The organism is Paenibacillus sp. oral taxon 786 str. D14, assembly GCF_000159955.1.
Taxonomy (GTDB): domain Bacteria; phylum Bacillota; class Bacilli; order Paenibacillales; family Paenibacillaceae; genus Fontibacillus; species Fontibacillus phoenicis.
Map to the genome: position 1 here is coordinate 59,825 of NZ_GG695991.1, position 12,847 is coordinate 72,671.

At 50.8% G+C, this 12,847-nt stretch carries 7 protein-coding genes and 10 tRNA genes; all 17 read right to left on the reverse strand.

What is annotated here, in order from left to right:
• Positions 1-383: 383 nt before the first annotated feature.
• On the reverse strand, positions 384-2,216 hold the full coding sequence (gene glmS / locus POTG_RS19350; protein WP_036646334.1) for a glutamine--fructose-6-phosphate transaminase (isomerizing): 1,833 nt from the start codon (positions 2,214-2,216) through the stop codon (positions 384-386).
• A 1,017-nt stretch (positions 2,217-3,233) separates the two neighbouring features.
• Positions 3,234-4,574, reverse strand: a complete 1,341-nt coding sequence (gene glmM / locus POTG_RS19355) for a phosphoglucosamine mutase (protein ID WP_009226538.1) — start codon at positions 4,572-4,574, stop codon at positions 3,234-3,236.
• A 101-nt stretch (positions 4,575-4,675) separates the two neighbouring features.
• Positions 4,676-6,064 (reverse strand): CdaR family protein, encoded by a 1,389-nt coding sequence (locus tag POTG_RS19360; protein ID WP_009226539.1) that lies wholly within the window; start codon positions 6,062-6,064, stop codon positions 4,676-4,678.
• A complete protein-coding gene (gene cdaA, locus POTG_RS19365; RefSeq protein ID WP_009226540.1) occupies positions 6,057-6,887 on the reverse strand; it encodes a diadenylate cyclase CdaA in 831 nt (276 codons plus the stop codon). Before cdaA ends, POTG_RS19360 begins: the two co-directional genes overlap by 8 nt.
• A gap of 252 nt (positions 6,888-7,139) precedes the next feature.
• The gene (locus tag POTG_RS19370; protein WP_036646335.1) at positions 7,140-7,760 is read right to left on the reverse strand and encodes a zf-HC2 domain-containing protein; all 621 of its coding nucleotides are present in this window, start codon (positions 7,758-7,760) and stop codon (positions 7,140-7,142) included.
• A 143-nt stretch (positions 7,761-7,903) separates the two neighbouring features.
• On the reverse strand, positions 7,904-8,479 hold the full coding sequence (gene sigW, locus POTG_RS19375) for an RNA polymerase sigma factor SigW (protein ID WP_009226542.1): 576 nt from the start codon (positions 8,477-8,479) through the stop codon (positions 7,904-7,906).
• 274 nt (positions 8,480-8,753) lie between these two features.
• Positions 8,754-11,555: a phosphoenolpyruvate carboxylase gene (gene ppc / locus POTG_RS19380; RefSeq protein ID WP_009226543.1), complete on the reverse strand. Its 2,802-nt coding sequence runs from the start codon at positions 11,553-11,555 to the stop codon at positions 8,754-8,756.
• Positions 11,556-11,890: 335 nt separating this feature from the next.
• Positions 11,891-11,964: transfer RNA gene (locus tag POTG_RS19385), tRNA-Gly, on the reverse strand.
• Positions 11,965-11,976: 12 nt separating this feature from the next.
• Positions 11,977-12,053, reverse strand: a tRNA-Pro gene (locus POTG_RS19390).
• A gap of 30 nt (positions 12,054-12,083) precedes the next feature.
• Positions 12,084-12,160: transfer RNA gene (locus tag POTG_RS19395), tRNA-Arg, on the reverse strand.
• 9 nt (positions 12,161-12,169) lie between these two features.
• Positions 12,170-12,244 (reverse strand) — tRNA-Gly (locus tag POTG_RS19400).
• A gap of 7 nt (positions 12,245-12,251) precedes the next feature.
• Positions 12,252-12,335, reverse strand: a tRNA-Leu gene (locus POTG_RS19405).
• A 9-nt stretch (positions 12,336-12,344) separates the two neighbouring features.
• Positions 12,345-12,420, reverse strand: a tRNA-Lys gene (locus POTG_RS19410).
• Positions 12,421-12,433: 13 nt separating this feature from the next.
• Positions 12,434-12,508 (reverse strand) — tRNA-Gln (locus POTG_RS19415).
• Between the two features lie 7 nt (positions 12,509-12,515).
• Positions 12,516-12,591: transfer RNA gene (locus POTG_RS19420), tRNA-Val, on the reverse strand.
• A gap of 29 nt (positions 12,592-12,620) precedes the next feature.
• Positions 12,621-12,695 (reverse strand) — tRNA-Glu (locus POTG_RS19425).
• Between the two features lie 11 nt (positions 12,696-12,706).
• Positions 12,707-12,779, reverse strand: a tRNA-Thr gene (locus tag POTG_RS19430).
• Positions 12,780-12,847: the final 68 nt, after the last annotated feature.

Genomic DNA, 12,847 nt, shown 5'->3' on the forward strand with positions numbered 1-12,847 from the left:
CAGATTACGGGATATTTTCGTTAAGATTGCATCGTAAAAAACTACGAAAAATCCGAGAAACTCTTTGCCGCACTTAGTTTTGTATCTTCTCGTCTTAAATTCCGGTTTCATCACGAGTGATAAGAATCATAGTGGATTAACATGCGAAAACCAGTGAAATGATGAATTCGGATAATGGTGTTGTTGGAAAACTGGAGAAAATTAATAAACAAGGGATTAGCTAGGGATCACAGCAACAAAAATGAAAAAAGCCAAGGAAAACTCAGGAGTGACTCTGAGTTTCCTAGGCTTTTTGATACCGACTCCATAATCTTTAGATCGACTTCACAATCCTTGTGGCGACTTTAATTACTTGTTATAGATAGCACCAATTTTATTTCCTCTTACTCCACCGTCACGCTCTTCGCCAAGTTCCGTGGCTTGTCGACGTCATTGCCGCGAGCCAGGGAAGCGTAGTAAGCGAGTAATTGGAGCGGTACGACGGACAGCGCTGGTGTCAGCAGCGGCAGCGTCTTCGGAATGGACAGCGCTTGGTCAACCGACTTCAGCAGGTCAGGCACATGCTCCTCGTGCGTGATCGCCATGACTTCTGCGCCACGCGCTTTGACTTCCTTGATGTTGCTGACGGTTTTCTCCAGCACAGATTCCTGGGTTGCCAGCGCAATCACCGGAACGCCTTCTTCGATTAAGGCCAGGGTGCCGTGCTTCAACTCACCGGCAGCGTACGCTTCAGAGTGAATGTAGGAAATTTCCTTCAGCTTCAGCGAACCTTCCTGCACGACGGAATAGTCGAGACCGCGACCGATGAAGAACAGATGCTCATTGCTCGCGATCTGCTCTGCATAAGCCTTCACCACATCGGCTTGAGCCAGCATGCTTTCCACTTGCTCCGGCAGCGACTGCATGGCCGCAATCACATGAGCCACTTGATCTTCGCTTTGCGTACCGCGAACCTGAGCCATGTACAGAGCAAGCAGGTAAAAGGCAATCAACTGGGACGTATACGCCTTCGTCGAAGCGACGGCGATTTCCGGACCAGCGAGCGTAGCGATCACATCGTCTGCATCGCGGGCAATCGAGCTGCCAACCACGTTGGTGATCGCCAGCACATGAGCACCGTTTGCTTGCGCTTCACGCAGTGCTGCCAACGTATCGGCCGTTTCGCCCGATTGGCTGACAACGATCACGAGCGTATCCGGCGTAATCAACGGCGAGCGGTAACGGTATTCCGAAGCGACGTCCGTCATCACCGGAATGCGTACGAGTTGCTCGATCGCCGTCCCGCCGACCAGACCGGCGTTATAAGCCGTACCGCAAGCAACGATATGAATCGCTCTCAGGCTGCGGATCTTCTCGTCCGTCAGTTTCAAGCCAGGCAACACGACTTTGCGTCCGCTTTCGTCGATGCGGCCCAGCATCGTGTCCCGGTAGGCCTTCGGCTGCTCGTGGATCTCTTTCAGCATGAAATGATCGAACCCGCCTTTTTCCGCGGTGACAGCGTCCCAATCGACACGAATCATTTCCCGAGAAATAAAATTCCCTTCGATGGTCATCAGTTCGACAGAATCCTTCGTCAGCACCGCCATCTCGCCATCGTTCAAAATATAGACGTTCCGCGTGTAATTCAACAACGCAGGAATGTCGGAGCCGATAAAGTTCTCGCCTTCGCCAAGACCAATGATCAACGGGCTAGCTTGACGGACAGCCACCAGTTTGTCAGGTTCATACTCCGTCAGCACCCCAAGTGCAAAAGCGCCGCGCATATAGCTGATCGCCTTCTGAACCGCCTTCACGATATCGCCTTGATACTCGCGAGCGACCAGATGGGAAATGACCTCCGTATCCGTTTCAGAAACAAAGACATACCCTTGACTGATCAGCTCTTCCTTCAATTCCAGATAGTTTTCGACGATCCCATTATGCACGACCGAAAATTTCTGGGTATGATCGGTATGCGGATGAGAATTCACGTCAGACGGTTTGCCGTGCGTAGCCCAACGGGTGTGACCAATCCCGGCCGAACCCTTGAGCGGTGCATCCTCCAGCTTGGATTCCAGGTTCGCCAGACGGCCGAGCGATTTTGCAATCTTCAGACCCTCCGACGTAAACACAGCAATCCCTGCGGAGTCGTACCCGCGATACTCCAGTTTCTTTAATCCCTCAAGCAACACCGACTGCGTATCCCGATTCCCAATGTATCCAACAATACCACACATAATCATTTATCCTCCGTTTCATTCTTACAAGATGGTTTTTTGGCCGTAAGAAATGAAACACGGAAGAAGCCTTACGCGGTACACCGAGACAGAACTATTCAATTGTAAAAAAATATATCCAACCAATCATCAACAGATTGATCATCACTCAAACGTTACGCAACTTTCATTCATTTTTTCACGAATGTCCAGATTGCTCCGTCTACCGCGGCTCTTTCCGCGTCACTTGCTTACGTACATTCATGAACGATCTATGAATGTGATTATCCATCTGCCCGCACGGTTTGTGGGAAAGGTCGCCCCATCCTTTTGCCGATACGGTTACGGTGCGATGCAGCACCGGGAGGCCCCCGCCGAACATTCCGAACACCTCCACCTCGTCAACTTCGCTTTGCCGTACGCTTGAACCGATAATAACGCCTCAAGGATTCACCGTTGTCGCTGCAAGCCAGCCTTCCGCCCCTGCTTCTCAACAACGTTCCCTTGATCTCGCGCCGATTTCCTAAATCGGTCCAAACGAAACGCGCACAATGAAGTTCTGGCGCTTAAAATCCGGTAAACCTAACTACCCTCACTTTCTCTGCTCGAATATGCTTAATTATATGCACCTTCACACGATTTGGCAATGATCATCTTGTCCTGATTCGTCGAACCGTGTTTTTTACCCTATTGGCCTAGAAAAAAACGGGAATTCCTTCTCCCGTCGAGCTTGTCCCCCTGTACCCTAATGGAACTTAAGGCTCTAATGTCCCTTATTGGCCCTTCATTTCCCTTTTCGCCCGACACTTTGCACCATGATCCCTTTCGTTCAGATCTGGGTGAATACGCACCCGAATGAGGCATTTAATGCCCTTAAGTTGCACCTGCTTTTCACCTCTCCTCAACCTGATGCAACGGGATAATCGTCAAAAAGAGAGCCAAACAGACGCCCTCTCCCTAGCAAAAACCGCCCGACAGGCATCCTCACCCGTCCGGCGGTTCTCAAAGTCCTATATCATGAACCAAACAATCAGGTCGTTACACCAACTGCTTCTCTACAACCTCTACAATTTGCGCGACCAGCTTCTCCAGCTCCGCTTTCTCCGGCCCTTCGGCCATAACGCGGATGAGGGATTCCGTTCCCGACGGCCGAACCAGCACGCGCCCGTTATCGCCCAATTCTTGCTCTACTTCCGCAATCGCTTCAGCAATCACAGCGTTACCCGCGAACTTGCTCTTGTCCTGTACGCGAACGTTCACCAGCACCTGCGGATACTGCTTCATGACCTTCTTCAGCTCGCTAAGCGGCTTGCCGGAAGCCAGCATCGTATCGACCAGCTGAATCGCCGTCAAAATGCCATCCCCGGTTGTATTGTAGTCCAGGAAAATCACGTGACCGGACTGCTCCCCGCCCAGATTGTAGCCGCCGCGCAGCATTTCCGCCATAACATAGCGGTCGCCTACTGAAGTTTGCTGGGTAGCCAGCCCCAATTTCTTGGCCGCTTTATAGAAGCCAAAATTACTCATCACTGTCGAGACAACCGTGCTGTCTTTCAGCTTACCGGCTTTGTTCATCGCATCGCCGCAGATGCACAGGATATAGTCGCCGTCCACTTCTTGACCTAGCTCGTCAATCGCAATCAACCGGTCCGCGTCGCCGTCGAACGCAAGCCCTACATGAGCGCCAAGTCGAACGACTTCTTCCTTCAGCCGCTCCGGATGCGTGGATCCGCAATGATCGTTAATGTTGAGCCCGTTAGGCTCAGCTGCCAGCGTATGCACTTCGGCTCCCAGCTCGCGGAACAATCTTGGTGCCAGCTCATAGGCCGCCCCGTTCGCGCAATCCAACACCACCTTCAGCCCTTTAAACGAGGAGTTGATCGTCGTTTTCAAGTGCTCAAGGTACTTCAGCTTCGATTCATTGTCCACCGTCACGGTCCCCAAGTCGCCGCCGATCGGCCGCGGTAACTCGTCGACAGCCTTGTCGAGCAGTTCTTCGATTTGCAGCTCCGTTTCATCCGACAGCTTAAAGCCGTCACTGCCGAAGAACTTAATCCCGTTATCCTCCACCGGATTGTGGGATGCGGAAATCATGACGCCCGCGTCCGCTTTAAGCAAGCGAGTGAGATAAGCAACCGCAGGTGTCGTCACGACGCCAAGTCGAATTACTTCGGCGCCAATCGACAACAGCCCCGCCACCAACGCAGACTCCAGCATTACGCCGGAAATACGCGTATCCATACCAATGACAACCTTGGGCTTAGGTACCTGCCCTGCAAGCACATAACCGCCGCAGCGGCCGATCTGGTAAGCCAGTTCTGCTGTTAATTCTTTATTCGCAATTCCTCTTACGCCATCCGTTCCAAAATACTTCCCCATGATTTCACTCCTTCAACTGTTTGCCAGTACCGCACCGTTCTCCTCATCTCCCAGGAGGCGTCTGACCGGTCTATGTTCGTCGTTGTCTGCTTATGTTCATGTTACGTGCCATTACCGTTCCCTGAGGTATCGTCGTCTGTCGCATTGCTTCCATCCTCTTGATGAGATGGCGATCCATGCGATGATCCATTACCGGCTGGGCTTTGTGTACCGTCTGACGGATTTGGATGCTCCACAGGAACACCGGAGGTTGGATTTCCTTTCTCCGTCAGTTCCACGTCCACGGACAATGAAGTGTTCGGGTCGGCCAGAGCCACACCCTCCGGCAATTTAATCTCAATCGGGATCGTATGCGTCCCCGCCCCCAGATGTGCGAGATCAGCGGTCAACTGAATGTTCTCCGGCTGGAGCGCGTCCAACACCACGCTGGCCCCAATCACTGTCAGACTCAAGCTCGGCTCAGTTGGCCGGATCCACTTGACATCGTACATGGATCCGACATTTTTCAACGTGATCGGGATGTCGTCCAGCTGCTTCTGTCCTCCCGGCATTACATGCAATGTGATCGTGGCAGAGCTCGGCTCGATTTTCTCAAAACCTTTTGGAGGAGTCAAGTCCACCGAGTATTTAGTCTCATTCGAACCGTTATAACGGCTTAGATCCACCGTCAACGGATAGGAGGATATACCCTCCAACGCTTCCTTTGTACCGTATAGAACGACTCCCTCTACGTCAATCTCCACATCGGTTAAGACGTATCCGGAAGGTAATTGCCCGGTTTTGCGTATTTCGATCGGCACATTTTTGTATAGCTTATTGATTGGGATGTCTACAACCACGGAACCAGGTGAAATCTTCGCATTCTCCATGGGCATCCCTTGCTTATCATATGCTGTCAGTTTGACACTTTTGCCTTTAACGGATTCCTTCAGTCCCGTCACATCCACCGTACCTTCGACTTTGCTCAGCTCCTGCGCCTCACTCGCCGGCAGGGTCACATCAACGGTGCCGCTCCCGGCAACAATTGGAGTCCCAAGCACTAAACCGTCGGCCGGCTCCCCTTTCGTGACAATGGTCACGGGAATCGTCCGGGTTTCCTTCGCTTCAATCGTTACCTTTACGATGGAGGGTTCCATGGAGACCAGTTGGACCCCAGGAGGAAGCTCATGGGTTAAAGGAAGGGTAAATGTCCCAGGTCCCAGATTTTCCAGATTTAGCCTCGCCTTATAATCCGAGAAATTCGTCGTCAAATCGATCCGTTTCCCCTTCACTTCCATACGCACGGTGCTGGGATCCAGATCGTACAAAACGTATTTGTCCTCGTCAAATCCGGTCACTTCGATTTTGACGTTGTCGATGTAACGCGACTGCGCCAAGGTAGTGGAGTCTACGGGAGTCCCGCTGTCCAAATGAACCATCGCCCACAACATGATACTAAACACCAGCGCAAGGACCTTGGCAAAATTGTTGTGAGTTAGCCATTTATCCATTTTTGTCGGCCTCCTTCCTTCTACGGAACGGGCTGCGCTTGTCTTGGGTGCGCGAGTTCGGACCTAATTCCGCATACAGCTTGGAAATCAACGACTCCTCGTTAATGTCCCTGACGACCTGACCGTCAATCGCAAGCGAAATTTGCCCCGTCTCCTCCGACACGACGATCGAGACAGCATCTCCGACCTCACTAATTCCGATCGCTGCCCGGTGCCTTGTACCCAACTCCTTACTGATGAACGGATTCTCCGACAGCGGCAAATAACAGGCGGCCGCAGAGATCCGGTGGCCTTGAATAATCACGGCTCCATCATGAAGCGGCGTATTTGGGATAAAGATGTTGATCAGCAGCTGCGAAGAAATAATCGACTGCATCGGAATTCCCGATTCGGTATATTCATTTAACCCCGTATCGCGTTCAAACACGATCAGAGCCCCAATCTTCCGGCGCGATAAATAATTCACGGCTTTTATAATTTCACCGATCTCTTTGCCAAACTCTTCCTCGTCCGCGCTGTTTCGCCCGAACAGCTTGCCCCGGCCAAGCTGCTCCAGCGCACGTCGAAGCTCCGGTTGGAAAATAATGAAGATCGCCAGCACGCCAAACGTAAACATTTGATTCATCAGCCATTTCAGCGTATACAAGTCGAACCAGGTACTTACGGCCCAAATAAAGACCAGAACTAAAATTCCCTTGAGCAACTGAACGGCCCGTGTTCCGCGGACAAGCAAAATCAAGTGATATATTATATAGGTAACAATTAGGATATCGATGACATCCTTAATGGTATCCTGCCAAGTCAAATTCGCAAAATAGTTCATGCTGCGACCCCCGGAAAGTTCCTTGCGGACGTTTGGCCCGCCAACAAGGAAACAATATGTACAGCTTCATTCACGCCTGTCTCTATAAGTTTCCCCTAAATACTAGGTTATAACGTTCACATGTCAGATGCAAGCGTCCAGCAAAAATAGGTTCATTTCGTAACGATTGCAAATTTTTACCTGGTCCCAAAAAATAAAAAAAGCGCCAATTCCCGATGGAAGGGCGCCCAAAAACTCATTATCGCCTTACGATCACCTATAGGCGACTTCCGTAAACGTATTGATGATCCGGTACCAGATCCAGTCCAGCGCTTGATCGATCTGTTTAACTTCGCCCGAAATATGCGCCGTGGAGGCTTGGTAATAGGAGCCATCAATTACGGTTAGGTTGCCTTGAACTTCACCATAGATTTCGGCTTTCCCGTTCTCAATGGTCAAGTTCCCGGCAATCACGGCGTCACTTGGTACCGTGACCGTATCGCCCTGAATGATGACCTGATCCAGACCCGCTCCTTTTACGACCAGCTGATCGTCGCTATCCCAAAGCGATACCGCGCTGAATAACATCACCAGCAAGAACATTGCTGCCGCTGTCAATGCCGGATGGCGTCTGATCCACTGGATCCATGCCTGCTGTTTGGGTTGACTTGGAATCTGACTGATGATCCGGTTCACCAGTTCATCGGGAGCCGAGATGTTGCTATGCTGCTTGATGGTGGCAAACAACATCATTTCGGTTCGTTCCAATTCCCTGAATTCCTTGAGGCAATCCGGACACTCGTCTAGATGCTGCTTCAGCTGTTCGGCTTGGTCGCGGCTTAATTCGCCGTCCAGATAATCATGCATCAAAGATGAGGCATGTTTGCATTCCATATCAGCCAATCCTTTCAGTAGTATCAATCTATGCGAAATGCGGAAGGCACGGCTAAGATCATAGTCGTCCTACATCCTACCTTACAATACGTAATGGTGCAGAATTCGTTTCAAAAAATAATTCCCCGGGCGGAGCCCAAATTTCAGAGCATTTTATGCTCCAGTTTTTTACGTAAAAATTCGCGTCCGCGGTGAACCCGCGTCTTCACCGTGGTCACCGGCATATCCAAAACTTCGCTGATCTCCTGCAGCGACAGTTCCTGCAAATAACGGAGCACGATCACCGACTTATATTTGGCAGGCAAGCCTTCGATCGCTTGATGAATCGTTAGCTGCGTTTCCGACAGCAAGTATTCCGTTTCCGGTGTCCGTTCATCCCCAGGAATCAGAGTGTATCCGTCCAAGCCATCCTGATCGTTCATCTCCGCGTCCAAGTAATAACTTGGCTTCCGCTTACGCAGTCGGTCAATACACAAGTTCGTCGCGATCCGGTAAATCCAGGTTGAGAACTTCTGTTTATCGTCGTAGCGGTTCCAGTTTTTATGTACCCTTAAGAACGTCTCCTGCACGACATCTTCCGCTTCGTGCCGGTTGGACAGCATCCGGTATCCGAGATGATAAAGCTTATCCTTATATAGATCAACAAGTTCGGCGAAGGCTTCCTGATCCCCTTTACGGGCCAGCTTCACCAGTCTTGCATCGAAATGTTCCACCACCATATTTTCCCCCAAATCGGTTGGAAGGGCTCAGGTACTTGTACCCTGCCTGTCCGGCTATTCGTCCCTTGGTCTAAGGCAATGTAATAGGTCGTCCTTGATCCGAATCCTGACCATTAAATCCTTGAAAGGGTACTTCCAGTCGTCGGCACTTCATTCAAATGTTAAAGCAACTTATCCCAAAATGCAATACATCCAGCCAAGCCAACAGCAAAAAAGCCGGACCTTCTTATGAAGAAGGTCTGGCTTGGCATCCCTATCCTGAGCCAATAATGGATCAGCCCGTATTCCGGAGTCCGGCAGCAATTCCGTTAATTGTAAGCAGCACTTCACGTAACAGTTCGGCATCATCCTGCCCTTTTTCACGCGCAGACCGCAATTCCGTTAACAGCTGCACCTGTAAATAGCTCAGCGGATCTACATAAGGATTACGCAATCGGATTGATTCTTGCAGGCCAGGAAGGTTGTCGAAAATTTCTGAAATCCCGCAAATCTTCAGCACCATTTCCCGCGTCAAATGGAATTCCTCTTCAATTTGACCCAGGATCCGCTCCCTCACTTCATCATCCTTGCACATCTTGGCGTATTCCTTCGCGATGACCAAGTCCGCTTTACTCAACGCAAATTGCAAGGTATCGATCACCGTGCGGAAGAACGAGAAGTTCTGATACATATCCTGAAGAACCTTGAGGTTCTCTTCATTATTTTGATAGAAATTATACAGGCCGGTTCCAGCCGCATACCATGCCGGGAACAAATACCGGCTTTGCGTCCAGGCAAACACCCAAGGAATCGCCCGCAAATCCTCAAACCGATCACTGTTCTTCCGCTTGGATGGACGGGAGCCGATATTCAGCTCACCCACTTCGACCAATGGCGTTGACTCACGGAAGAACTTCAAGAAATCCGGCTCGCGGAAAACCAGGTCCTGATATTTCTGAAGCGATGTCTCGGAAATGCCGCTCATGATCTCTTCCCAGCGTTGTTCTTCTGCGCTTGGCCCTTGATCTTGATGCAGCTTCGCTTGAATCGCTGCGGTGATCAGCGCCGAAGTCGCCTGCTCCAAGCTGCGGTACGCGATACCACGCAAGGAATAACGTGACGAGATCACTTCGCCTTGCTCCGTGATCTTGATACCGCCGCCGATCGTCTCCGGCGGTTGCACGAGGATGCTGCGGTTGAGCGGCATGCCGCCGCGGCCAAGCGCGCCACCGCGCCCGTGGAAGAATTTCAGCTTAATGCCAAATTCATTGGCCGTCGCTGTGATTTGTTTCAAGGCTACGCGCAGCTCCCAGTTTGCTGTAACTACGCCGCCGTCTTTGTTACTGTCGGAGTAGCCGAGCATAATTTCCTGGAGATCGTTCATCGCCGCCACCGACTCCCGGTAAATCGGCATGCTGAACAACTGACGCATAATGCCTGGTGCGGCGTGCAGATCGTCGATCGTTTCGAACAGCGGAACCGATTGAAGCGTGCAAACGACGGTACCGTCCGCTTCTTTACGGAACAAGCCTACTTCTTTCGAGAAGACCATGACCTCAAGGATATCGCTGGCCGCCTCTGTCATACTAATCAGGTAACTGGTGATACACTGTGTGCCGTATTCTTTTTGCGCCTGATACACCGTACGATATACGTCCAGACATTCTCTTGTGCTCTCCGAGTAATCCTGATAAGGAGAAGTTAATGGACGCGGGTCGTTTAACAACCGTTCCAACAGTTGAATCTTCTCTTGCTCCTCCAGCTCGGCATAGTTCTCCACAATATTCATTTTCGCCAAAATTTCCGTCATGGCGTTCTCATGCTCTTTACTGTGCTGACGGATATCCAGCGTGGCAGTATGGAAGCCAAACAGCTCCGCCTGACGGATCAGCTTCTTGATATGCGTATCCGCCACATAGTCTGCGTAGTGATGACGCAAACTGCGGTCGATGATTTTCAAATCCTGGATAAATGCCTCTACGTTTGGATAACGCTCTGGCGTATCCTTTGTGCTATCATCCAGAACATTGTGCAGCTTCTCCGTCATATACGTCAGCTTAATACGGTAAGGTTCCTTCTCGTTGTTCCATTGCTGCGTTTTGCGCAGGGTCACTTGCAGGCGATCCCGCTGAATGGAAGCCATCAGCTCGTCCGTAACGTCCACGATGGTGGTGCTGAAGCTAAGGTGCTTGAACAAATCGGACAAAATCCGCTGATATTCGCGCACCGCCAGTTTACGTTGCATCCGCAACGTCTCCCAGGTCACGTCGGAGGTTACCGAAGGATTCCCGTCCCGGTCGCCGCCGATCCACGAGCCGAAGCGCAAGTACGTTGGGACGTGCCAGTAGTGCTCTGGATAGTATTTGGTCAGGCAGCGTTCCAGTTCTTGATAAACCTCAGGCAGCACATGGAATAAGGTTTCGTGAAAATAGTACATCCCATTTCGGACCTCATCCAGTACGGTAGGCTTGCGATCCCGCAATTCATCGGTCTGCCAAAGGGTAATGACCTCGTTAAGCAGCTTCTCCCGCAATTGCTCCCGTTCGCGGAAGGTCAGCGTGGGGTTATCCAACTGCATGACATCGTCAGCGATCCGTTTGTGGATGTCCAGAATCGCACGGCGCATCGCTTCCGTTGGGTGGGCGGTCATGACCAGCTCCAGAGACATGCCGCTCAGGAGCTCCTGAGCTTCGCTATAACTAAAACCCTGTTCCTTCAAATCGCGGACAGCGGCCTCGATCGTACCGCTCTGAACCTCTTCCCCTGCAGAACGCTCATAATCGCGTTTACGGCGAATGCGGTGGTTCTGCTCCGCAATATTCACTAATTGGAAATAGATCGCAAATGCACGAATCACCTGATGACGGATGCCGGGTTCTAAAGAATTGATCATTCCCTTAAACTCTTCATGTAACTCCGGTAAAAATACAGCCCGCAGGGATTTACTGGCTTCACGTATCTTCTCGACAATATCCAAGAGCTCATTGCCGCCCTGATGCACCAGGACCTCTCCTAGAATATTGCCCAAAAAACGAATGTCGCGCCGAAGCAGGTTATTCGAGTTGCCTTTACCTGCGGTAACCGTTAACTCTGTCATGTTTCTCCCCCTTTTCATCCCAATGCAGCATGCTAAATTCAGCATGGTCATGATCTTTGTCGGTTAGACCTAATGACGTGCGCCAAGCGTTTCCTAACATCATACAACAAACTGACCTGAAAATCTTCACTTAATTTGTAAGAAATTCTTGGACGCTATGACTGCGGATTCGATTCCGTCGCAACTTTACTTACCTTAACACGGTAAAGCAGTAAAACGCAAGGGTATAAGGCGTCGATAGAAAACTTTTATACCCGGGAGGAAGGCCGCAATGGTAATAAGGTTAAAATTATAACAAAAAACATCATCTTATCCGATGATGTTGCTGTTATGTATGGAGCGGGTGATGGGAATCGAACCCACGCTACCAGCTTGGAAGGCTGGAGTTCTACCATTGAACTACACCCGCACCTTAAAGAGATGGTCGGGATGACACGATTCGAACATGCGACCCCCTGGTCCCAAACCAGGTGCTCTACCAAGCTGAGCTACATCCCGTCAATAAGGTGAAATATGAAATTGAAAAAGTGGCGCGCCCTAAGAGATTCGAACTCCTGACCTTTTGATTCGTAGTCAAACGCTCTATCCAGCTGAGCTAAGGGCGCGTATTAAGATGGAGCGGACGACGGGAATCGAACCCGCGACCCTCGCCTTGGCAAGGCGATGCTCTACCGCTGAGCCACGTCCGCGCATAGATGGTGCGCGTGGAGGGACTTGAACCCCCACGTCAAAGACGCTAGATCCTAAGTCTAGTGCGTCTGCCAATTCCGCCACACGCGCAAGGAAAACTGGTGAGCCATGAAGGACTCGAACCTTCGACACCCTGATTAAAAGTCAGGTGCTCTACCAACTGAGCTAATGGCTCTTACTTAGAAAAATGGCTGGGGATATAGGATTCGAACCTATGCATGACGGAGTCAAAGTCCGTTGCCTTACCGCTTGGCTAATCCCCAATATTTATGGTGGAGGCTGAGGGGATCGAACCCCCGACCCTCTGCTTGTAAGGCAGATGCTCTCCCAGCTGAGCTAAGCCTCCAGATATCTGGGAATACATATGAAAGAAGATGGTGACCCGTAGGGGATTCGAACCCCTGTTACCTCCGTGAAAGGGAGGTGTCTTAACCCCTTGACCAACGGGCCATATGTAGGGAAGCTCTCAACCGGGATCGAACCGGTGACCTCATCCTTACCATGGATGCACTCTACCTACTGAGCTATGAGAGCAAATTTTTGGGGTCCCCAGAAAGTAATCGGAATATGCTTCGAAGCAAATCGTCACTTTCTGGGGATTT

Bases quoted from the DNA above. Each gene is read 5' to 3' on its own strand.
- glmS (WP_036646334.1), bottom strand. From the start codon at position 2,216: ATGTGTGGTATTGTTGGATACATTGGGAATCGGGATACGCAGTCGGTG.
- glmM (WP_009226538.1), bottom strand. From the start codon at position 4,574: ATGGGGAAGTATTTTGGAACGGATGGCGTAAGAGGAATTGCGAATAAA.
- POTG_RS19360 (WP_009226539.1), bottom strand. From the start codon at position 6,064: ATGGATAAATGGCTAACTCACAACAATTTTGCCAAGGTCCTTGCGCTG.
- cdaA (WP_009226540.1), bottom strand. From the start codon at position 6,887: ATGAACTATTTTGCGAATTTGACTTGGCAGGATACCATTAAGGATGTC.
- POTG_RS19370 (WP_036646335.1), bottom strand. From the start codon at position 7,760: ATGGAATGCAAACATGCCTCATCTTTGATGCATGATTATCTGGACGGC.
- sigW (WP_009226542.1), bottom strand. From the start codon at position 8,479: ATGGTGGTGGAACATTTCGATGCAAGACTGGTGAAGCTGGCCCGTAAA.
- ppc (WP_009226543.1), bottom strand. From the start codon at position 11,555: ATGACAGAGTTAACGGTTACCGCAGGTAAAGGCAACTCGAATAACCTG.